We start from the raw sequence: 23,980 nt of genomic DNA, 5'->3' as shown, positions 1-23,980 counted from the left end.
ATTAAATTTAATAATTTTTTTAATTTAAAACTTGTTAAATTTTATCAATGATATAGTAATATTGCTATATTTTTATTTGAATCATTACTTATATAAAATAAAAATTTTTTAATATTTAAAAAATTTTTATAGAAATATAGAAATAATGATATTTTATAAATATTTTTTTATGCTTAAAAAAAAAGATTAGTTTTATATTTTTTTAAGAAGTAACATAATGAGGTATTTTATATGATTAGTTTAATCCCAATGACTGTTAGAGGTGCTGAAAAACTTCGTGAAGAACTTGAACAACTAAAAAACGTAAAACGTCCTCGTATTACTATCGAAATAGCAGAAGCTAGAAAACATGGTGATCTAAAAGAAAATGCTGAATATCATTCAGCTCGAGAAGCACAAAGCTTTTGTGAAGGACGAATACAAGAAATTGAATCTAAATTATCTAATTCTCAAATTATAGATATAACAAAGATATCAAATGATGGAAGAGTAGTTTTTGGTTCTACAGTTACTATTTTGAATATAAAAAACAATGAACTGTTTACTTATCAGATTGTGGGTGATGATGAATCAGATTTTAAAAAAAATTTAATTTCTATTAATTCCCCAATGTCAAGAGGTTTAATTGGTAAAACTGTGAATACTATTGCCATTATATGTACACCATCGGGTAACGTTGAATATAAAATTTTAAAAATAGATTATATTTAAATTTATATTTTTTTTATAAAGATACTAAAAATATGATTTCTAAAAAAAAATCAAATAGTTCTAAGCGTTGGTTAGAAGAACATTTTAAAGATCAATATGTTAAGGAGGCTAAAAAGAAAAAAATACGTTCACGATCTTGGTTTAAATTAGAAGAAATTGATAAAAGTAATAGGTTATTTAAACCTGGAATGAATGTTCTTGATTTAGGATCTTCTCCTGGAGGTTGGTCTCAATATGCAGTTAGTAAAATCGGGAAAAAAGGATATATTTTAGCTTGTGATATATTGCCCATGAAGAAAATAATAGGTGTTGATTTTTTTCAAGGAGATTTTTGTAATAAAAAAACATTAAATTTCATATTAAGTAATTTATCTAATATTAATTTTAATTTAATTATGTCTGATATGGCTCCTAATATTACAGGTTGTTCGTCTATTGATATGCCACGGATTATCGAAATATGTAAAACAGTTTTTAAAATATCCGATTATTTATTATCTCGAAATGGTGTTTTATTAGTAAAATCATTTCAAGGAGAAGGTTTTAATGAATTCTTTGCACACATTAAAAATTTATTTTCAAAAATTAAAATTTGTAAGCCCAAAACTTCTCGATCAAGATCTCGAGAAATATTCATTCTAGCAACCAGATAAAAAAATGATAATCTGTGTTGTTTTTTAAAAATAGATGTTAATGAGAGGTTGTTCCCTTGAGTGACATGGTTAAAAACCTGATCTTCTGGTTAGTTATTACAGTTGTTTTAATGTCTGTTTTTCAGAATTTTAATTCTAGCGATACCAGTAATCATAGAGTTGATTATTCCACTTTTTTATCAGAAGTTAATCAAGATCAGGTCCGTGAAGCATATATTAACGGACGGATAATTAGTGTTACTAAAAAAGACAGTAGTAAATATGTTACATATATTCCTATTAATGATCCTAAGTTATTAGATAACCTTTTAACAAAAAACGTTAAAATTATTGGTGAAATGCCTGAAGAACCCAGTCTTCTTATCTCTATTTTTATTTCTTGGTTTCCAATGCTATTACTGATAGGTGTCTGGATTTTCTTTATGCGTCAAATGCAAATGGGTGGTGGGAAAGGAGCAATGTCTTTTGGTAAGAGTAAAGCACGTATGCTATCAGAAGATCAAATTCAGACCACCTTTTCTGATGTTGCAGGATGTGATGAAGCAAAAGAAGAAGTTAGTGAATTAGTAGAGTATTTAAAAGAACCTAGTCGTTTTCAAAAATTAGGAGGAAAAATTCCTAAGGGTATATTAATGGTAGGTCCTCCTGGAACTGGTAAAACATTACTTGCAAAAGCGATAGCAGGTGAAGCAAAAGTTCCATTTTTTACAATTTCTGGTTCTGATTTTGTTGAAATGTTTGTTGGAGTAGGGGCGTCTAGAGTAAGAGATATGTTTGAACATGCTAGAAAATCTGCACCATGTATTATATTTATTGATGAAATTGATGCAGTTGGTCGTCAAAGAGGTGCTGGATTAGGTGGTGGCCATGATGAAAGAGAACAAACATTAAATCAAATGCTTGTGGAAATGGATGGATTTAATGGTAATGAAGGTGTTATTTTAATAGCTGCTACTAATAGGCCAGACGTTTTAGATCCTGCTTTACTTCGTCCTGGTCGTTTTGATCGTCAAGTAATTGTAGCGTTGCCAGACGTACGTGGAAGAAAACAAATTTTAAAATTACATATGCGTAAAGTTCCTTTATCTAAAGATGTAGATCCAATGATAATTGCTCGCGGTACACCAGGTTTTTCAGGAGCAGATTTAGCTAATTTAGTTAATGAAGCTGCACTTTTTGCAGCTCGGTTTAATAATCGAGTAGTATCTATGATACATTTTGAAAAAGCAAAAGATAAAATTATGATGGGTTCTGAACGTAGATCCATGGTAATGAGTGACTTCCAAAAAGAATCTACTGCATATCATGAAGCGGGTCATGTCATCATCGGAAGATTAGTACCTGATCACGATCCTGCACATAAAGTCACAATTATTCCTAGAGGTCAAGCATTAGGAATAACCTTTTTTTTACCGGAATCAGATACACTCAGTATTAGTCGTCAAAAACTAGAAAGTCAGATATCTACACTTTATGGTGGCCGTTTGGCAGAAGAAATTATTTATGGTTCTAAAAATGTTTCAACTGGTGCTTTTAACGATATCAAAGTTGCCACAAATTTAGCACGAAACATGGTAACTCAATGGGGGTTTTCAGATAAACTTGGTCCTTTGTTATACGCCGAAGAAGAAGGGGAAGTTTTTTTAGGTCGTTCAGTTGCTAAAGCAAAGCATATGTCGGATGAAACAGCTAGAATTATCGATGAAGAAGTAAAATTATTAATTGAAGTTAATTATAACCGCGCTAGAAAAATTTTAAATGAAAATCTTGATGTTTTACATGCCATGAAAGATGCTCTAATAAAATATGAAACTATTGATTCATTGCAAATTGATGATTTAATGGAAAGACGAGAAGTGCGACAACCAAAAGGATGGCCTGAAATTGATCAGAAGAAAAATGTTTAAATATATTTTTAAAATAAGTTGCTATTTTTTTATTTAGTTTTTAAAAAAATATTTTTTTGTTAAAAAAATAAAATTTTAATGTAAATCACATTCTTTTTTTAAAAAGAATTAGAATAAGATGAAGTCATAAAATTATTATAGCTTCATCTTTTTTTCTAAAAATTAAGATTGTATTTTGTTTTTTTATAAAAATATTTACTATATTTAAATAATAAAAATAATTTAAAAAAAGATAAGGATAAAATGTTTATGACATGTTTAAAGTATTTTAGAACTGACGGTATACGTGGTCCGGTAGGAAAAAAACCTATAACTCCAGATTTTTTATTAAAGCTAGGACAAGTTATTAGTACAGTGTTAGGTGAAAATAAAAAAAAAAATTGTTATAGGAAGAGATACACGTATTTCAGGATGTATGTTACAGTATTCTTTAGAGTTTGGAATTTTGTCAAAAGGGTTTTCGACTTTTTTAGTTGGTTGTATACCTACTCCTGCAATTGCATATTTAACTCAGTCTTTAAATGCTTCTGCTGGAATTGTTATTTCAGGTTCTCATAATCCTTTTTATGATAATGGAATAAAAATTTTTTTTAAAAATGGAATAAAAATAACTGAAGAAAAAGAATTTATTATTGAAAAAAAATTAGATGATTCTCTATATGATTCTTCTTATTCAAAAAATTTTGGTTTTTCTAATAAAATCAGAAATGCCGTAAAAAAATATGTAGATTTTTGTAAAAGCACTTTTCCTCGTAATATAAACTTATCTAAATTTACTATTGTACTAGATTGTGCCAATGGTTCAACTTATAATGTAGCACCTAAAGTTTTTCAAGGTCTTGGTGCAAAAGTCATAACTTCTTCTATTTATCCAAATGGAATCAATATCAATAAAAATTCTGGCTCTACTAATATTTGTGAGTTAAAAAAATTAGTTGTATCAGCAAAAGCAGATATTGGTTTAGCATTTGATGGTGATGGGGATCGTGTTATTATGGTAGATCATTTAGGGAATGAAGTAAATGGAGATCAAATTATTTATATTATCGCACAAGAATATTTAAAAAATAATCAATTAAAGGGTGGGGTAGTAGGAAATTTAATGACTAATATGGGTGTTGTTTCTGGATTAAAAGCACTTGGCATTCCTTTTTGTTCAGCAAAAAAGATAGGGGATCGTTACATATATAAAAAAATTAAAGAAAAAAAATGGATTCTTGGCGCAGAACAGTCAGGACATGTTGTTTTATTAGATAAACACTCTACTGGTGATGGAATAATAGCTAGTTTACAAGTATTATTAAGTATGATTAGAAACAATACATCTTTATATTTTTTGTCTAATCAAGTAAAATTATTGCCCCAAATATTATTGAATGTTTTTTTCAATAAAGATAAAGATTTCGAAAAAGATACAAGATTTCAATCTATTGTCTATAAATCTAGAAATATTTTAGGCCAATCAGGTCGTTTATTTGTACGGAAATCTGGTACAGAACCGTATATTCGAATTATGGTAGAAGGTGAAAATTATCTTCAAATAAAAAAATTAGCTTATGATGTTTCAGATATAATTAAATCAATGTAGTTTCTTATAAATAAGAAATTTTCTTTTAATTTTTTTTGAATTGAAAATATATTATTTTAATATTTATTTAAAAAATAAAAAAAAGAAATATTTTAAATATAAAAATAGAATTATTTTAAAAAAAACATATATAATCTAAAAATGTTTGTACTTTGTATAGTATAAAATATTTTTTAAATAAAATATGAATTGATGTATATTTAAAAAATAATTTATAAAAAAGGAAGATAATATTTTATGTATTTGTTTTTTTTAATTTTTTTAATTTTAATTTCTTTTTCTTTAATTTTTTTGATTTTATTACAACCAGGAAAAGGATTTAATAACACTATACATTTAAATACATCTAATAATCTCAATTTTTTTAATAATATTGGAAATGGTAGTTTTATAAAAAATGTTATTGGTGTTTTTTCTGGTTTTTTTTTAATTCTTAGTATTGTTTTATGCAATATTAATGATAAAAAAGTTAATTCAGATGTTTTTTTAGAAAATAGTATACAAAAAAAGATTGTAAATGAAAAAAAAGAGTTAAAAATATTAAATAATGAATTACCACATTAAATTTTAAATTTTTTAGTATAAAAATTTTTTATACTTATATATATTTTATACCGAGGTGGTGAAATTGGTAGACACGCTATCTTGAGGGGGTAGTGCCTTTTGGCATGTGGGTTCAAGTCCCATCCTCGGTATTTTTTTTTAATGAAAAAAAGTTATAGAAAAAGTATTTTATAAGTCATATTTAGTCATTTTACAAATAGGGTGGTCTTACCTAAAACCCCGAATTTTCGGGGTTTTTTATTATAATATTTATTTGAAAAATTTTTAGTTTGAGGTTGTCTAAGATGAATAAAGAAATCTTAGCTGTTGTAGAAGCTGTGTCTAATGAAAAATCACTTCCACGTGAAAAAATTTTTGAAGCTTTAGAAATTGCGTTAGCAACAGCAACTAAGAAAAAACATGAACAAGAAATTGATGTAAGAGTCAGTATAAATCGTAAAACTGGAAATTTTAGCACTTTTAGACGATGGATGGTAGTAGATATAGTTACTCATCCAACAAAAGAAATTACTTTAGCAGCAGCTTGTTTTGAAGGTGAAAAAGTTAAAATTAATGATTATATAGAAGATAAAATTGAATCTGTAAATTTTGATAGAATAACGACTCAAACTGCTAAACAAGTAATTGTTCAAAAAGTACGTGAAGCGGAACGAGCAATGTTGGTTGATCAATTTCGAAAACATATTGGTCAAATAATTACTGGTGTAGTTAAAAAAATCAATCGAGATAATTTAACTTTAGATTTAGGTAATAATGCTGAAGCATTGATTTTACGTGAAGGCATGTTACCTCGAGAAAATTTTCGGCCTGGAGATCGTATTCGTGGTATTTTATACGGAGTATGTCCAGAAGCCCGTGGTGCACAATTGTTCCTTAGTCGTTCAAAAACTGAAATGCTTATTGAGCTTTTTCGTATAGAAGTGCCTGAAATTGGAGAAGAAGTGATTGAAATTAAAGCAGCTGCGCGCGATCCTGGTTCTCGTGCTAAAATTGCAGTAAAAACTAATGACAAAAGAATTGATCCAGTAGGGGCTTGTGTAGGAATGAGAGGTGCACGAGTACAAGCTGTATCTAGTGAATTATGTGGAGAACGAATTGATATTATTTTATGGGATGACAATCCTGCCCAATTTGTTATTAATGCTATGGCTCCTGCTGATGTCGTTTCTATTATAGTAGACGAAGATCACCATACTATGGATATTGCTGTAGACTCGAGTAATTTGGCACAAGCTATTGGACGAAATGGTCAAAATGTTCGCTTGGCTTCTCAAATTAGTGGTTGGGAACTTAATGTCATGACTACAGAAGATCTTAGGTCTAAACATAAAGAAGAAGCTTATGCTGCTTTTAATACTTTTAAGAAAAATTTAAATGTTAGTGAGAAAATTATTAAAATTTTAGTTAAAGAAGGTTTTTCTTCTCTTGAGGAATTAGCTTATATACCATTTAATGAATTATTGGAAATTGATAATTTAACAGAAAAAGAAGTACAATTAGTCCGTGAAGGTGCTAAAAATGGATTACTTCTTCTTGAGTTAGATCAAAAAAATAAAATTAAAAATAAAAAAATTGAAAAAGATTTATTAAATATAAATGGTATGAATGAACTATTAGCTTTAAAATTAGCGGAAAAAAATATATTTACCGTGGAAGAATTAGCTGATCAAGGAATAGATGATTTAATTGATATTGAAAATTTAAATTCTGAGCAAGCTGGTCTGTTAATTATGGCAGCTCGTAATATATGTTGGTTTGGTAGTAAAGTCTGATAATAGGAAAAAACAGTATGGTTGATACAAATTTAAAAATTTTTTCAAATGAAATTAAAATATCTGTTAAAGAATTAATAAAAAAATTATCTGAAATTGGTATTTCAAAAAATGAAAATGATTGCATCAATATAACAGAAAAGAAAAATTTATTAAAATATTTAGAGAATAAAAAAAAACCTTTTTTAAATACTTTTATTTTACAAAGAAAAACAAGAAGTACCTTAAATGTATCAACTCCTGGAGGTAAAAATAAATCTGTTCAAATAGAAGTAAGAAAAAAAAGAACATATCTTAAAAATAATAAATCTGAATTAGAACCTTTATTGAAAAATAATATTTTATCGCAAAAAAAAGAAAAAAATCACTTAAAATTATTTAAAAAAACTCTTTCAAAAGAAAAAAAATCTCAAAAAAATATTGAAATTTTAGAAGAAAGTAAAGCTAATATCAATTTTAAAAATCCAGGTAAATTAAATCAATTAAAAAAATCTAATACTTTAAACAAAAATGAAAGAAATAAATCTTTAAAAAAAAACATAGATTTAAATAATCGTTCACTTAATACAAAAAAAATAATAAAAGATAACACTGAAAATCGAAAATTATATAAGGAAGAAAAAAAAGATTATCATTTAACAACATTTCTTCATACTCGAAATACAGAAGATGATAATAATCGTGAAATCGAAAAAAATAAAAAAAATTATAATCGAAACATAAAAAATCATCGTCAAAAGAAAAACAATAAACCAAATAATCAAATAAAAAACAAAAAGGATGAAGTTCGTATTTCTAAAAGTAAAAAAAATATTAAAAAAAAGAATAAATCTACTTTATTACAACAAGTTTTTAAAAAGCCAGAATCTATTATTAATCGAGATGTAGTTATCAATGGTACTATGACTGTATCCGATTTGGCGAATAAAATGGCAATAAAAAGTTCTGAAGTAATAAAAAATATGATGAACATGGGGATAATAGGAACAATTAATCATGTTCTTGATCAAGATACAGCACAATTGATTGCAGAAGAAATGGGACATAAGGTTATTTTACATCGTGAAAATGAATTAGAAGAATTAATAATGAAAGATCGTGATACAGGAAATAACATTTCTGTACGTGCACCTGTAGTTACTATTATGGGACATGTTGATCATGGTAAAACATCACTTTTAGATTATATTCGTTCTACAAAAGTAGCTTCTCATGAAGCAGGTGGGATTACACAAAATATTGGGGCTTATCATGTTACTACTGATTTAGGTTCTATTACTTTTTTAGATACACCAGGACATTCTGCTTTTACAGGTATGCGATCTCGTGGTGTCAAAATTACTGATATTGTTGTATTAGTCGTTGCAGCTGATGATGGGGTCAAACCACAAACCATTGAAGCCATTCAACATGCAAAAGAAGGTAATGTTCCAATTATAGTTGCTATTAATAAAATAGATAAATTAGATTCCAATATAGACCAAATTAAAAATGATTTGACAAAATATAATGTTCTTTCAGAAGAATGGGGCGGTGAAAATATATTCGTACTTATTTCTGCAAAAACAGGTAAGGGTATAGATGATCTGTTAAATGCAATTGTATTACAATCAGAAATATTAGAACTTAAAGCTACATCTACAGGTATGGCTGAAGGCATTGTAATAGAATCTTTTCTAGATAAAGGAAGAGGGCCAATAGCAACTGTTTTAGTTCAAAAAGGAAAATTAAAAAAAGGAGATATAATATTATGTGGTTTTGAATATGGTCGTATTAAAATGTTACGTAATGAAACTGGGAAAATACTCAAGCATGCAGGACCATCTATTCCAGTAGAGGTTTTAGGTTTATCTAAAGTTCCTTTTGCTGGTGAAAAAGTAACTGTAGTACGTGATGAAAAGAAAGCGAAAGAAGTCGCTTCCTATAGAAAAGATAAATCTCGTGAAATTAAATTATCTAATCAGAATAGATCAAGTTTAGAAAATATGTTTGAAAATATCAAAAGAAATGATTTTTCTGAATTAAAGATTATTATCAAATCTGATGTACAGGGTTCTTTAGAAGCTATTTCTGGTGCTTTGTTTAAGTTATCTACTAATGAAGTAAAAGTAAATATTATCGCTTCAGGTATTGGAGGTATTACAGAAACAGACGCTTCTTTAGCACTTGCTTCTAATGCCATTATTTTAGGTTTTAATGTTCGAGCAGATGCTTCTGCTAAGAAAATAATTGATTCAGAACGTTTAGATTTGCGTTATTATTCAGTTATTTATGATTTAATTGATGAAGTCAAAACAGCTATGACGGGTCTTTTGTCACCCGAATATAAACAAAATATTATTGGTCTAGCTGAAGTAAGAAATACATTTAAATCTCCTAAATTTGGATTAATTGCAGGATGTATGGTTACTGAAGGTATTGTTAAAAGAAATAATCCAATTCGTATACTAAGAAACAACATAGTTATATATGAAGGTGAATTAGAATCATTACGTCGTTTTAAAGAAGATGTAAATGAGATACGAAACAGTATAGAATGTGGAATTGGTATAAAAAATTATAATGATCTACGTATTGGGGATGTTATAGAGGTATTTGAAGTTAAAGAAGTAAAAAGAATATTATAAATTCAAATTTATAGAAGATTATATATTTTTTAGAATACCTTAAATTTGGTAATAAAATCATGGAAAAATCGTTTAGTCGATCTTTTAGAATTGCTCAAGAATTACAAAAAAAAATTGCTGTTATTATACAGCATTCTCTTAAAGATCCACGTATTAAAACTATAATAACAGTTTCTGAAGTTCGATTATCAAAAGATTTATCTTATGCTCAAGTATTTATTAGTTTTTTAGAAACTAAAAACAGTTTAACTGTAAAAAAAATATTGATTGTATTAAATAATGCTTCTGGCTATATTCGAAAATTGTTATGCAAGAAAATGAATTTAAGAATTGTTCCAACTATTGTTTTTTGCCATGATGATTCTTTTTTTAAAGGTAATAAAATTTCTATATTATTAAACAAATTAACAAAAAAGAATAACATTATATTATGAATAAAATAAGGGATAAATAAATGTTTTTTCATAAAAAACGTAATGTTAATGGATTTTTATTATTAGATAAACCTCAAGGAATGTCTTCTAATAATGTTTTGCAGAAAGTAAAAGTTATTTTTAATGCTAAAAAAGCAGGTTATATTGGAACTTTAGATCCCTTGGCTACTGGTATGTTACCTATTTGTTTTGGTGAAGCCACAAAATTTTCTCATTATTTGAGTGAATCTGATAAATACTACAATGTAGTTGCTAAGTTAGGTGAAAAAACATCTACTTCTGATTCTGATGGAGTAATCTTAAGAAAACGACCTATTATCTTTACTTCTCTTGAACTTAGTTTAGCCTTAAAAGAATTGACAGGTTTGATTAATCAAACACCTTCAATGTACTCAGCTATTAAATATAAGGGTCTTCCTTTGTATAAATATGCACGAAAAGGAATAAATATTAAACGTAATATCAGACGTGTTTTTATATATAAGATTACTCTTATTGAGCAAAAAGATAATTGGATTGAATTAAATGTGCACTGTTCAAAAGGTACTTACATTCGAACACTTATTGAAGATTTAGGAGAAAAATTATTTTGTGGAGCTCATGTAATTACATTACGTCGTTTAAAGATAGGATTACTTTCTTGTTCTAAACTAGTTAAGTTGTCTTTTTTAGAAAAATTATTGAATAAAAAAAATACTAAACAAACAAATTTTTTAAAAAAAATAGACGATTTACTAATGCCAGTTGACACCCCAATTCATTTTTTACCTAAGATATATATTTCTATTAAAAAATTATCTGTTTTTAAATTAGGACAAAAAGTTAATTTTTCATCTACTATTCAAAACAGTTTAGTGCGTGTTTTTGAAAAAGATAATAATACATTTATCGGATTAGGAAAGATTAATTCTGAACAAATATTAATTCCATATCGATTGGTTTCTATGTTGACTAATTAAGTTAATCTATATTAAATTTAACAATAGCATGATATTATTTTTTAAATAATTTTATTAAATTTTAATTAGTTTTACATAGTTTAAAACATATGGAGTTCCAAATGTCTCTCGGTATAATAGGTATCAAAGAAACAATTTTAAAATATGGCCAAAATGAAAAAAATACTGGAAAAACAGAAGTTCAAATTGCATTGTTAACGAATCAAATTAATCACCTTCAATTACATTTTTCTCAACATAAAAAAGATCATTGTAGTCGTAGAGGCCTTTTAAATATGGTTTCAAAACGTCGTAAATTATTGAATTATTTAAAGAAAAAAAACATATCTTGTTATACTAAATTAATTGAAAGTTTAAATTTAAGACGATAAATAATTTTTTCAAGCATTATAAAATTAAAAAAATATTTAAAAACTTTAAATTAACAGATAAAAATTTTTTTATTAAGGGCTTTTTAGCCCTTTTTTTACAATTTTGTTTGGATATTTATTAAAAATACATTAAGTAAAAATTTTATTTAAAAAAAATAAACAAAATGCATATGTATAATAAATATTATATTTATAATTTGTAGATCAAATACTATATTTATTTATAATGCTAACTTTTAAAATTAAAAGTTTTTTATGAATATAAAATTATTTTTATATTAAGGATATTATTTTGCTAAATCCCATTGTACGTAAATTTCAATATGGCCAACATACAATTACTTTAGAAACAGGTATAATGGCTCGTCAAGCAACAGCAGCTGTTATGGCTAGTATGGATGATACGGCTGTTTTTGTAACTGTTGTTGGAGAAAAAACAACTCATTCTACTCAAAAATTTTTTCCTCTTACAGTAAATTATCAGGAACGAACATATGCTGTGGGTCGAATACCAGGAGGTTTTTTTAGAAGAGAGGGACGTCCAAGTGAAAATGAAATATTAACTGCTCGACTAATTGATAGACCAATTCGACCTTTATTTCCAAAAGGTTTTTTTAACGAAATTCAAATCATTGCCACTGTAGTATCAGTCAATCCACAAATAAATCCTGATATAATTTCTATTATAGGTGCTTCAGCAGCATTAAGTCTATCAGGAATACCATTTTATGGACCGATTGGCGCTGCTAGAGTTGGTTTTATTAATAATCAATATGTTTTAAATCCCACAACTGAAGATATGAAATCTAGTTTTTTAGACTTGGTTGTTTCAGGTACTCAAAATGCTATTTTAATGGTAGAAGCAGAATCAAAAGTATTAAGTGAAGATAAAATTCTTGGTGCCATTATGTTTGGTCATCAACAACAACAAGTAGTTATTAATAATATTCGTTCTTTATCAAATGAAGCAAGTAAATTACCTTGGATAGTATCTTATCCTGAAATAAATACAGAATTAGAATTAAAACTTACCAAGTTAGTTGAGAAAGATATAAGTAGTGCTTATTTAATATTTAACAAACAAGAAAGATATGAGAAGTTAAATTTTCTTAAAGAAGAAATAACAAAATTATTTTTAAGTGAAAATCCAAATATAGATATATCAGAAATTGAAGATATTTTTAAAAAGATTGAAAAAAAAATTGTAAGAAAACGTATATTGAATAACGAAAATCGTATTGATGGACGAGAAAAAGATATGATTCGTGCATTAGATGTTAGAACAGGTGTTTTACCTCGTACGCATGGTTCTTCTTTATTTACTAGAGGTGAAACACAATCTTTAGTTTCTGTGACTTTAGGTACTTCTCGAGATGCTCAAAATTTAGATGAATTATTAGGAGATAAAACTGATAATTTTTTATTTCATTATAATTTTCCTCCCTATTCTGTTGGAGAGATTGGAATGGTAGGTTCACCTAAAAGACGAGAAATTGGACATGGTCGTTTAGCTAAAAGAAGTCTTTTAGCAGTTATGCCTAAATTAGATGATTTTCCTTATACTATAAGGATAGTATCTGAAATTACTGAATCTAATGGTTCTTCTTCTATGGCTTCAGTTTGTGGCGCATCTTTAGCTTTAATGGATGCCGGAGTACCTATAAAATCTGCTGTTGCCGGGATATCTATGGGTCTAGTGAAAGAAGGCGATCAATATGTCTTACTTTCAGATATTTTGGGTGATGAAGATCATTTGGGAGATATGGATTTTAAAGTTTCTGGAACAGAAGAAGGAATTACAGCTTTACAAATGGATATGAAAATAGAAGGAATTACTAATGAAATCATGCGTATTGCATTAAACAAAGCAAAATCTGCTCGATTGCACATTTTAAATGTCATGAAACAAGCATTAAGTGAACCTAGAAACGAAATTTCTGAATTTGCACCTCGTATTCATACAATTAAAATTAACCCTGAAAAAATTAAAGATGTAATAGGTAAAGGAGGATCTGTCATTCGTATGTTAACTGAAGAAACGGGGACTATAATTGAAATAGAAGATGACGGTACAGTTAAAATATCTGCAACAATTGGGGAAAAAGCAAAAAATGCTATTCGTAGAATTGAAGAAATTACAGCAGAAATTGAAGTTGGACGCATTTATTCTGGAAAAGTAACTCGTATTGTTGATTTTGGCGCTTTTATTTCAATAGGTATTGGAAAAGAAGGTTTGGTACACATTTCACAAATTTCTGATAAAAGAGTAGAAAAAGTTTCTGATCATTTAGCAGTTGATCAGATGATTTCAGTAAAAGTATTGGAAATAGATCGTCAAGGACGTTTAAGATTAAGTATTAAAGAAGTAGAAAATTCTATTATTTCCAATAAACCTATAAATAATATTTATATCTGATATAATTACATTTAAATTATTAAAAAATTTAATTTTCTTTATTTAATTAATCTATTTTTTATAAATTCAAGGATTAAAAAATTTTTATTTTCAATAAAATATAGATTTATATCTTATCAGATAGTACCATATAAATAATATATAGATAAAATCTAATCTTTTAGATTATTATTTACAGTTTTTTTACTAATAGTAGAAATAAAGTTTTTAAAAATAATTCTCACTATTTGCTGATTTTATATTTTATGTATTTAAAAAATTATTAGCAATAACTAATAAACATTATTTACTTTTAATGTATTTATTAGATCATTTAATTTGAGCCGGTTCACAACTTTCAATGAGAATAATAAATAATATATATTTTCATAATGAGCTATGTAGACTGGCCACTGTAACTTAAAAGGCATATCTATTGCATGACTCATACTGAAAGCACGTTTTCTTTTCTTGGTTTAAATCCTTTTATTATTAAATCTTTAGCTAAAATGGGATATGTTAAACCTTCTCCTATTCAAGCGTCTTGTATTCCATTGCTTTTAGAAGGACGAGACGTATTAGGAATGGCACAAACAGGAAGTGGAAAAACAGCAGCATTTTCATTACCCTTATTACATAATCTTGATGTTAACTTAAAAGCACCTCAAATTTTAGTATTAGCTCCAACAAGAGAGTTAGCTGTTCAAGTAGCTGAAGCTTTTTCAGATTTTTCTAAATATATAATAGGAATACACGTATTACCTTTATATGGTGGTCAACGATATGAAGTACAACTACGAGCACTACGACAAGGACCTCAAATTGTTGTAGGAACTCCAGGACGTTTATTAGATCATTTAAAAAGAGGAACGCTTAATCTTTCAAATTTACGTGCATTAGTTTTAGATGAAGCAGATGAGATGTTACGTATGGGTTTCATAGAAGATGTAGAAACAATTATGTCTCAAATACCTAAAGAGCATCAAACAGCTTTATTTTCAGCAACAATGCCAGAAGCCATACGTCGTATTTCTAAAAGATTTATGAAAAATCCTCAAGAAATAAAAATACAGTCGAATATAACTACACGTCCAGATATTAAGCAAAGTTATTGGATGGTTTATGGCAGAAAAACTGACGCATTGATTCGTTTTTTAGAAGTAGAAGATTTTTCTGCAACAATTATTTTTGTAAAAACAAAAAATGCAACTTTAGAAGTATCTGAAGCCTTAGAACGCAATGGATACAATAGTGCTGCATTAAATGGAGATATGAATCAAGCATTACGAGAACAAACTTTAGAACGACTAAAAAATGGTCGATTAGATATTTTAATTGCTACAGATGTAGCTGCTCGTGGTTTAGATGTTGATCGGATTAGTTTTGTTATTAACTACGATATTCCTATGGATTCAGAATCTTATGTTCACCGCATAGGTAGAACAGGTAGAGCCGGTAGAGCTGGTAGAGCTTTATTATTTGTTGAAAATCGTGAACGTCGATTGTTGCGTAATATTGAACGAACAATAAATCAAACTATTCCAGAAGTTCAATTGCCGAAAATTGAATTATTATGTAAAAGACGTCTTGAACAATTTGCGAAAAAAGTACAAGAGCAATTAGAAAGTAGAGATTTAGATGAATACAGTTCATTGTTAGATAAATTATATGCTCCTGACGATTTGGATATAAAGACCCTTGCTGCTGCTTTATTAAAAATGGCCCAAGGAGGACGACCTTTGATTATTAAAAAAGATTTATTAAAACGTCCATCTAGAGAGTTTTCTTTTAAAGATGATCGCCGACGTGAAGAGAATAATCGCAATAATAATCGAAATCGTCGTGAACGTCGAGACATAAAAGATATAGACTTATATCGAATTGAAGTAGGTCGTAATGATGGAGTTGAAGTGCGTCATATAGTTGGTGCTATTGCTAACGAAGGGAATATTAATAGTCGTAATATTGGAAATATTAAACTATTTTCTTCTTATTCAATCTTAGAATTACCTAAAGGATTATCTAAAGATTTATTGCAACATCTCATGAAAACAAAAATTTTAAATAAACAAATAAATATAAAATTATTGCGTGATATTAAAAATTATGAAACTAGAACACATAATCGTTCTATTTTTAATAAAGATAAAAATAATAAGCGTCGTTTTTCTGAAAACCGTTTAAATAAATCTAATAACATTAAAAATGAAACAAAATCATCTTTTTTTCGTCGTAAAAGTATTTGATTTTATGCCGCTTTGCGGCATATTGAAGATATTATAGTAGAAAATTATTTAAAATTTTTGTAAAATTTATTTTTTAAATGCCATTGCTTCCATTTCAATTTTTACATTTTTTGGCAATTTTTGAACTTCTATACAAGATCTTGCAGGAAATAATGATTTGTTATCTATAAAAAACTTTTCATAGATTTCATTAATTATATGAATTTTTTTTAAATTAGTAGTAAAAATTGTTATTTTTATAATGTCTTGTATTTTATATTCTGACGCAATAATAATTGATTTTATATTTTTTAATACAATATATGTTTGTTCAGAGATGTTATCTGGTATGTATCCTGATTTAACATCAATAGGTATTTGACCAGACGTAATCAAAAAATTTTCATTTTTTATAGCTTGTGAATATGGTCCGATAGGTTTTGGAGCGTTTTCCGTGTTAACTATAACATTCATAAAACACCATTTTTTTATGTTATTAAATAGAGAAATAGAATTTTTTCTAAAAAAAATATAATATTTAGATTCTTTTTATCATAAAACTATGTTTTTAGCGAATTCTTTTTCACAATATTGACATTTTAAGTTTATTTCGTTATTTATATCTTTTGTAAAAATAAAACTAGAAGTGATAAAATGATTGTGACTAGCACAATTACTATTTGGACAAATTAAAATACGATCTATTTTTTTAGGTAAAGACGGAAAAGTTTTCCCCACTAAATTATATTCTTCAATGTAATTAACTGTAGCACATGGTGCATAAACAGCTAATTGATTAATTTGATCATCGCTTAGAAAAGTATTTTCAATCTTTATAATATCTTTTTTACCTAATTTTTGAGAAGGTAAATTTAATCCAATAGTGATTCTTTTTTCTGTTTCGGTAAATCTGAATAGAGAAAGTAGTTTAAAACCAATATGTGCTGGAATGTGATCAATTACACTACCAGATTTAATAGCTTCTACTTGAAGTTTATTTATTTGCATATATTTTTATTAAAAATGTTTTTCTATTAGTACTAATGATAAAATTGCTTGACGTGCATAAATTCCGTTTGCTGCTTGTTTAAAATACCAAGCATAAGGTGTATAGTCAACATCATGATCTATTTCATCTATACGAGGTAGTGGATGTAATATTTTTAAATTATTACGCGCATTTTTTAAAGTTGAAGTTTGTAAAACAAATTTTGATTTAGCATTTGCATATTCAGTTGAATCAAGTCTTTCTTTTTGAACACGAGTCATATAAAGAATATCAATTTCAGAAATTATTTCTTCTATGTTTTTATATCTTTTCCAATAAATTTCTTTTTTATAAAGCATATCATTGATGTAATTTGGCATTGTTAATGCATCAGGTGAAATAAAAAAAAATTGATTATTTTTATACTTAGCTAATGCTTGTGTTAATGAATGAACTGTTCTTCCATATTTTAAATCTCCTACCATGGCAATGTTTAAATTACTAAGCTTAGTTTGTGTTTCTTTAATAGTAAATAAATCTAAAAGTGTTTGTGTTGGATGTTGGTTTGCCCCATCTCCTGCATTAAATATTGGTATTCCATTAGAAAAGTTTGCAGCTAAACGTGCAGATCCTTCTTGGGGATGTCGAATAACAATTGCGTCTACATATGAACTTATAACTGAAATAGTATCTGCTAATGTTTCTCCTTTTTTTCCTAAAGAAATGTTTTCACCATCAGAAAACCCTATAATTGATGCTCCCAAGCGATGAACAGCTGTTTCAAAAGATAAACGAGTACGTGTTGACGCTTCAAAAAAACAGCTGGCAATAATTTTATTTTTTAGTAAATTAGGTTGTGCTTTTTCTTTTAGGAATGCAGATTTTTTTAATACTAACTCTAATTCATTTCGATTAAGATCATTGATTGAAATTATATTTTTTTTATACAGAGAATTTCTCAATGTTTATTTTCCTTAATTATAGTGAAAAAGATAGTTTTGAATATCTTATCAACATACAAAGAGATAAGAAAAAAAATTATTGAGTGATTTTTTAAATATTAAAAATTTCATATTTTTTTATATTTACATATATAATTTTTTTGTATAAATTATGTTAATTATTAAAAATTAATTTCTTTTACAAGACTGGATATAAGAAGCGCTTTTATAGTATGTAATCTATTTTCTGCTTGTTCAAAAATAGTTTTTTGATGTTTTTGAAAAAGATTATCTGTGATCTCCATTCCATCTTTTAATCCATATTCTTTCAATATAGATTTTCCTATGCTTGTTTTTTGGTCATGTAAAGCAGGAAGACAATGCAGTATTTTTACTTTAGGATTCTTTGTCATTTCTATCATAGAATCATTTAATTGATAATTTTTTAATAATTCAATTCTTTCTTTCCATTTCTTTTTATCTTCCCCCATCGACACCCAAACATCAGTATAAATAAAATCTGTGTTTTTAACACCTTCTTTAACATCTTCAGTACATGTTATATTACCTTTATTTTTTCTTGCTAATTTTTTGCATTCAATAAAAAGATTTTTATCAGGCCAACATTTTTTTGGAGATACTAAACGCAGATCTAACCCTACTATGGAAGCAGCTTCTAAAAGACTATTTCCTATGTTATTACGCGAGTCACCAACATAAGCACATTTTATATCAGAAAAATTTTTATTTAAAAAAATTTCTTTCATGGTTAGTAAATCAGCAATTAATTGTGTGGGATGAAATTTTTCAGTTAATCCGTTCCAAACTGGTACAGTAGAATACTGTGCTAAAATTTCTATCGTTCTATGATTATGACCTCGATATTGAATACCATGATATAAACGACTTAGTACTCTTGCTGTATCTTCAATTGATTCTTTTGTTCCAAGATGCGTACTACCCGGTCCAAGATAAGTAACATGTGCACCTTGATCAAAAGCTGCCACTTCAAATGAACATCTTGTACGAGTTGATTCTTTTTCAAAAATTAAAGCAATGTTTTTTTGTTTAAGAAGCTTAATTTCTTGATGATTTTTTTTTATTTTTTTTAATTTTTCTGATAACGTAATAATGTTTTTTAATTCTTCAGTGGTAAAATCTAGTAATCTTAAACAGTCACGTTGATAAAGATGATTCATAACTTAGATTCTCCATAATTAGATAAAAATATATTTTTAATGAAGTTAAATTAGAAGTTAAAAATACCATTATATAGTATATAATATTTTTCTGTATTTTATTTCTTTTTTTAATATTTAAAAAATAAAACATATAATCAATTGATAACATTTGTTATATTTTTCGAGAAAAAATTATGAAATTTTTTATAAAAAATTCTCTTCTAAGAGAAGAAAAGACTGATTGTATAGTAATTGGTATTTTTGAATTTTGTGAATTCACCTGTGCAAATAATTGTTTCAATGAATCTGTTTTGAGTTATATTAATAATTTTATTAAAAAAGGTGATATACAAGGAAAAATAGGTCAAACACTTTTATTATATAATATTCCTAATATTGTTTCTGAAAGAATATTACTAGTTGGATGTGGAAAAAAAGATAGTTTAAACAGATACGATCTTAGTAAGATTGTAGAAAAAAGTATGAGAATTTTAAATAAATTTTCTATTAAAAATATTCTTTTTTCTTTAATGGAAATAAATATTGAAAATTGTGATATATATTGGTCTATTAGGACAATGGTTAATGCTATTAATAAATATTTTTATAAAAATTTTAAGATAAACACATCTTTAGAAAAAGATATTTATTTATATTCAATTTCATTTCACATAATGGAAAAAAAATACTTTCATATAGCAAATAATGCTTTAAAGCATGCTTTAGCAATTAATTCTGGAATTACAGCTGCAAAAAAGTTAGGTAATTTACCACCTAATATTTGCAATCCATTATATTTATTTTTACAAGCTCAAAAATTATCTGAAAAATATAAAGGTAAAATCGATGTAACATCAATTGATATCAAAGAAATGCATGATTTAGGCATGAATGCTTATGTTGCAGTTGGAAGTGGATCTAAAAATAAGCCATATATGTCTGTGATTAAATATTCTGGAAAAAATACAATTAAACAGGAAAAAGTTATTGTATTAATAGGAAAAGGATTAACATTTGATTCTGGAGGTATATCTATAAAACCATCTAAAAATATGAATGAAATGAAATATGATATGTGCGGTGCTGCAGCAGTATATGGGACTTTAATCGTTGCAGCTAAATTAAACTTACCTCTAACTATTATAGGCATTCTGGCAGGTTGTGAAAATATGCCAGGAGGTAATGCTTTTAGACCTGGCGATATTTTAACTACTATGTCAGGTAAAACAGTAGAAATATTAAATACTGATGCTGAAGGACGTTTAGTATTATGTGATGTTTTAACATTTATAAAACGTTTTTCTCCAGATATAGTTATTGATATTGCTACTTTAACCGGAGCATGTGCTGTAGCATTAGGAAGTCATTTTAGCGGTCTCTTTTCAAACGATGAAAAACTTGCTTATGACTTAGAAAAATCTTCACAACAAACTAACGATAAAATATGGCGTCTACCCTTGTCTTCAGAATATGAAAAAGAATTAAATTCTAGCTTTGCAGATTTTTCAAATGTTGGAAAAGGTAAAGCAGGTGCGATAACTGCTGCTTGCTTTCTTTCTCAATTTTCAAAAGAATACACTTGGGCTCATTTAGATATTGCTGGAACTGCTTGGGAATCTGGTAACAATCAAGGTGCAACAGGTCGTCCTGTTGAACTATTAAGTCAATTTTTATTAAATGAATCTAATTTTTTTTAAGTTTAAAAAATATAAAAAAATTTATTTTTTAATACGGCAATGTTGCCATTTTTAAATTAACAATATAGTTGAATACAATGGAAAAAAATTATAACCCTAAAGATATTGAAGAATCTTTATACAATTTTTGGGAAAAAAATGGATGTTTTAAACCTAATAACAATTTAAATAAACCAACTTTTTGTATTATGATGCCACCTCCTAATATTACAGGTAATTTACATATGGGGCATGCTTTTCAACAAACAATTATGGATATATTAATTCGCTACAATAGAATGCAAGGAAAAAACACGTTATGGCAAGTTGGAACAGATCATGCTGGAATAGCAACACAAATTTTAATTGAGCGTCAAATATATTCAGAAGAAAAAAAAACGAAAAAAGATTACAGTAGAAACGATTTTATTAAAAAAATATGGAAATGGAAAAAGAAATCTAATTTTTCCGTTACGAAACAAATGAGACGGTTAGGAAATTCTGTCGATTGGGATCGAGAGAAATTTACTTTAGATCCTGATATTTCTAATTCTGTTAAAGAAGCATTTATTATTTTATACAAAAATAATTTAATTTATCAGAAAAAGAGATTAGTACATTGGGATTCAAAATTGGAAACAGTAATATCAGATTTAGAAGTAGAGCATCGTTTAGTAAAAGGTAAAAAATGGTTTATTCGATATCCAATTGTTAAAAATACGAAAAATATAAATATTAAATATTTATTAGTAGCTACAACTAGACCTGAAACTTTATTAGGTGACACTGCTTTAGCTGTAAATCCAAACGATCATAAATATAATCATTTAATTGGTCACTCTGTTATATGTCCTATTGTTAACAGAATAATACCAATTATTGGAGATGATTATGCCGATGTAAACAAGGATACAGGTTGCGTAAAAATAACTCCTGCACATGATTTTAATGATTATAAAGTAGGACAACGTCATAAATTACCTATGATTAATATTTTTACCCTTAATGGAAAAATTAAATCTAGTTTTTCAATTTATAATTATCAAGGTATAAAATCTAATGTTTATAATTCATCTATTCCAATTAAATTTCAGAACTTAGATATTTTATCTGCAAGAAAAAAAATTGTTTATGAAATTGAAAAATTAGGATTTTTAGAAAATATTGAAGAATGTGAAATTCTCGTTCCTTATAGTGATCGAAGTAATGTTATTATTCAACCAATGTTAACTAATCAATGGTATTTAAAAACATTACAGTTATCTAAATTAGCTATTAATGTTGTTAAGGAAAAGAAAATTAAATTTATACCCGATCAATATGAAAGTATGTATTTATCTTGGATGAATAATATTGAGGATTGGTGTATTTCACGCCAATTATGGTGGGGTCACCGTATCCCGGTATGGTATGATGATAAGAAAAATATATATGTTGGTTACAGCGAAAAAAAAATACGTAAAGAATATGATATAGCAGACAATACAATATTAAATCAAGATAATGATGTATTAGATACCTGGTTTTCTTCTGCTTTATGGACTTTTTCCACATTAGGTTGGCCTAAAAAAACAAAATTTTTAAAAACTTTTCATTCAACTAACGTTTTAGTTAGTGGTTTTGATATTATCTTTTTTTGGATTGCTAGAATGATTATGTTAACAATGTATCTTGTTAAAGATTGTCATGGAAATCCACAAGTACCATTTAAAGATGTTTATATAACAGGTTTAATACGTGATGAAGAAGGTAAAAAAATGTCAAAATCAAAAGGAAATGTTATTGACCCAATAGACATGATAGACGGAATTTCGTTAAATAAATTAATTGAAAAAAGAACAAGTAATTTATTACAACCTAATTTATCTGAAAAGATTCGTTATCGTACTATAAAACAATTTCCTAATGGAATAGACGCAACAGGTACAGATGCATTACGTTTTACTTTTTCTGCTTTAGCATCTAATACACGTGATATACAATGGGATATGAATAGATTAAAGGGATATCGTAATTTTTGTAATAAACTATGGAATGCTAGTCGTTTTGTTTTAATAAATACAAAAGATCATAGTTATTTTAATTTTTCAGTTCATGATAATATGTTATTAATAAATAAATGGATATTAATAAAATTTAATAATGTTATTAAATTATATAGAAGTTCATTGGATACTTATCGATTTGATATCGCAGCAAATATTTTATATGATTTTATTTGGAATATTTTTTGTGATTGGTATTTAGAATTTGTGAAATCTATTATAAAATTAGGTTCTCCTGAAGATATATGTTTTACTAAAAATATTTTAATTCATATATTAGAATTATTGTTAAGATTATCTCATCCTATAATTCCTTTTATTACAGAAGCCATTTGGCAGCGGGTAAAAAAAATAAAATATATTAAAGGTAAAACGATTATGCTTCAATCTTTTCCTGAATATAATGATCAATTACTTGATAAAAATATATTATCTAATATCAGTTGGATGAAAAAAATCATTATTTTTTTACGGAATACTAGAGTTGAGATGAATATTAGTTCTACTAAATTGTTACCATTATTTTTAAAAAACGTTAATTCCGAAAAAGAGAAAACAATTAAAGAAAATAAATTTTTATTAAAAAATATGGCGTTTTTAGAAAAAATTAAAATTTTATCTAAAAAAGATGATGAACCTTTTTTATCTATAAAAAAAATAATTGATGGAGTTGAAATTTTAGTTCCCATACTTAAAATGGTTGATAAAAAAACTGAACTAAAACGATTAAATAAAGAAATAAAAAAAATAAAATCACAAATATTAGTTTCTGAAGAAAAAACATCTAATCAAAATTTTTTATCTTATGCTCCTAAAAATATAATAAATCAAGAAATAAAAAAATTAAAAAATTTAAACGAAATATATTTAAAATTATCTAAACAATTAGAATCTCTTAATAACTCATATTGTGAAAAAAAATAAACATTTTTAATTATAGGTT

General features: G+C 26.8%; 17 protein-coding genes, 1 tRNA gene and 1 pseudogene. 15 read left to right on the top strand and 4 right to left on the bottom strand.

The window, feature by feature from the left end:
• Positions 1-231: 231 nt before the first annotated feature.
• The 13 genes and pseudogenes from greA (at position 232) to D9V76_RS01905 (ending at position 16,227) form a co-directional block, all read left to right on the top strand.
• Complete coding sequence (gene greA, locus D9V76_RS01965) at positions 232-711, top strand: transcription elongation factor GreA (protein WP_158337307.1); 480 nt, start codon at positions 232-234, stop codon at positions 709-711.
• Positions 712-743: 32 nt separating this feature from the next.
• A complete protein-coding gene (gene rlmE, locus D9V76_RS01960; RefSeq protein ID WP_158337305.1) occupies positions 744-1,364 on the top strand; it encodes a 23S rRNA (uridine(2552)-2'-O)-methyltransferase RlmE in 621 nt (206 codons plus the stop codon).
• A gap of 65 nt (positions 1,365-1,429) precedes the next feature.
• Positions 1,430-3,271 (top strand): ATP-dependent zinc metalloprotease FtsH, encoded by a 1,842-nt coding sequence (ftsH, locus tag D9V76_RS01955; RefSeq protein WP_158337303.1) that lies wholly within the window; start codon positions 1,430-1,432, stop codon positions 3,269-3,271.
• Positions 3,272-3,520: 249 nt separating this feature from the next.
• Positions 3,521-4,859, top strand: a pseudogene (gene glmM / locus D9V76_RS01950) (phosphoglucosamine mutase).
• A 237-nt stretch (positions 4,860-5,096) separates the two neighbouring features.
• Positions 5,097-5,423, top strand: a complete 327-nt coding sequence (gene secG, locus D9V76_RS01945) for a preprotein translocase subunit SecG (protein ID WP_158337301.1) — start codon at positions 5,097-5,099, stop codon at positions 5,421-5,423.
• A gap of 49 nt (positions 5,424-5,472) precedes the next feature.
• A tRNA-Leu gene (locus D9V76_RS01940) sits at positions 5,473-5,554 on the top strand.
• A 153-nt stretch (positions 5,555-5,707) separates the two neighbouring features.
• Complete coding sequence (nusA, locus tag D9V76_RS01935) at positions 5,708-7,195, top strand: transcription termination factor NusA (protein ID WP_158337299.1); 1,488 nt, start codon at positions 5,708-5,710, stop codon at positions 7,193-7,195.
• Positions 7,196-7,212: 17 nt separating this feature from the next.
• On the top strand, positions 7,213-9,822 hold the full coding sequence (gene infB, locus D9V76_RS01930) for a translation initiation factor IF-2 (protein WP_158337297.1): 2,610 nt from the start codon (positions 7,213-7,215) through the stop codon (positions 9,820-9,822).
• Positions 9,823-9,881: 59 nt separating this feature from the next.
• Positions 9,882-10,256, top strand: a complete 375-nt coding sequence (gene rbfA, locus D9V76_RS01925; RefSeq protein WP_158337295.1) for a 30S ribosome-binding factor RbfA — start codon at positions 9,882-9,884, stop codon at positions 10,254-10,256.
• Positions 10,257-10,276: 20 nt separating this feature from the next.
• Positions 10,277-11,215, top strand: coding sequence for a tRNA pseudouridine(55) synthase TruB (gene truB / locus D9V76_RS01920; RefSeq protein WP_158337293.1), 939 nt, complete (start codon positions 10,277-10,279; stop codon positions 11,213-11,215).
• A 101-nt stretch (positions 11,216-11,316) separates the two neighbouring features.
• Positions 11,317-11,586, top strand: coding sequence for a 30S ribosomal protein S15 (gene rpsO / locus D9V76_RS01915; protein ID WP_158337291.1), 270 nt, complete (start codon positions 11,317-11,319; stop codon positions 11,584-11,586).
• A gap of 292 nt (positions 11,587-11,878) precedes the next feature.
• Positions 11,879-14,002, top strand: coding sequence for a polyribonucleotide nucleotidyltransferase (gene pnp, locus D9V76_RS01910; RefSeq protein ID WP_158337289.1), 2,124 nt, complete (start codon positions 11,879-11,881; stop codon positions 14,000-14,002).
• 419 nt (positions 14,003-14,421) lie between these two features.
• Positions 14,422-16,227 (top strand): DEAD/DEAH family ATP-dependent RNA helicase, encoded by a 1,806-nt coding sequence (locus D9V76_RS01905; RefSeq protein WP_158337287.1) that lies wholly within the window; start codon positions 14,422-14,424, stop codon positions 16,225-16,227.
• 66 nt (positions 16,228-16,293) lie between these two features.
• On the opposite strand, the gene D9V76_RS01900 is transcribed toward D9V76_RS01905, so the two are convergent.
• The 4 genes from D9V76_RS01900 to argF form a co-directional block, all read right to left on the bottom strand.
• Positions 16,294-16,680, bottom strand: coding sequence for a Rid family detoxifying hydrolase (locus D9V76_RS01900; RefSeq protein ID WP_158337285.1), 387 nt, complete (start codon positions 16,678-16,680; stop codon positions 16,294-16,296).
• A 78-nt stretch (positions 16,681-16,758) separates the two neighbouring features.
• The gene (pyrI, locus tag D9V76_RS01895; RefSeq protein ID WP_158337283.1) at positions 16,759-17,214 is read right to left on the bottom strand and encodes an aspartate carbamoyltransferase regulatory subunit; all 456 of its coding nucleotides are present in this window, start codon (positions 17,212-17,214) and stop codon (positions 16,759-16,761) included.
• Positions 17,215-17,223: 9 nt separating this feature from the next.
• A complete protein-coding gene (pyrB, locus tag D9V76_RS01890; protein ID WP_158337281.1) occupies positions 17,224-18,156 on the bottom strand; it encodes an aspartate carbamoyltransferase in 933 nt (310 codons plus the stop codon).
• A 161-nt stretch (positions 18,157-18,317) separates the two neighbouring features.
• Positions 18,318-19,334, bottom strand: coding sequence for an ornithine carbamoyltransferase (gene argF, locus D9V76_RS01885; RefSeq protein ID WP_158337279.1), 1,017 nt, complete (start codon positions 19,332-19,334; stop codon positions 18,318-18,320).
• Between the two features lie 176 nt (positions 19,335-19,510).
• Between argF and D9V76_RS01880 the strand changes: the two genes are divergently transcribed.
• Both D9V76_RS01880 and D9V76_RS01875 read left to right on the top strand, forming a co-directional pair.
• On the top strand, positions 19,511-21,013 hold the full coding sequence (locus D9V76_RS01880) for a leucyl aminopeptidase (RefSeq protein WP_158337277.1): 1,503 nt from the start codon (positions 19,511-19,513) through the stop codon (positions 21,011-21,013).
• A gap of 77 nt (positions 21,014-21,090) precedes the next feature.
• Positions 21,091-23,961 carry a valine--tRNA ligase gene (locus D9V76_RS01875; RefSeq protein ID WP_158337275.1) on the top strand — a complete coding sequence of 957 codons (2,871 nt, stop codon included), beginning with the start codon at positions 21,091-21,093 and terminating at the stop codon, positions 23,959-23,961.
• The last annotated feature ends 19 nt before the right edge of the window (positions 23,962-23,980 follow it).

Source organism: Buchnera aphidicola (Rhopalosiphum padi) (assembly GCF_005080845.1).
GTDB lineage: Bacteria > Pseudomonadota > Gammaproteobacteria > Enterobacterales > Enterobacteriaceae > Buchnera > Buchnera aphidicola_AO.
The sequence above is the reverse complement of the archived record's forward strand: the minus strand, read 5'-3'. Positions and strand labels throughout refer to the sequence as shown.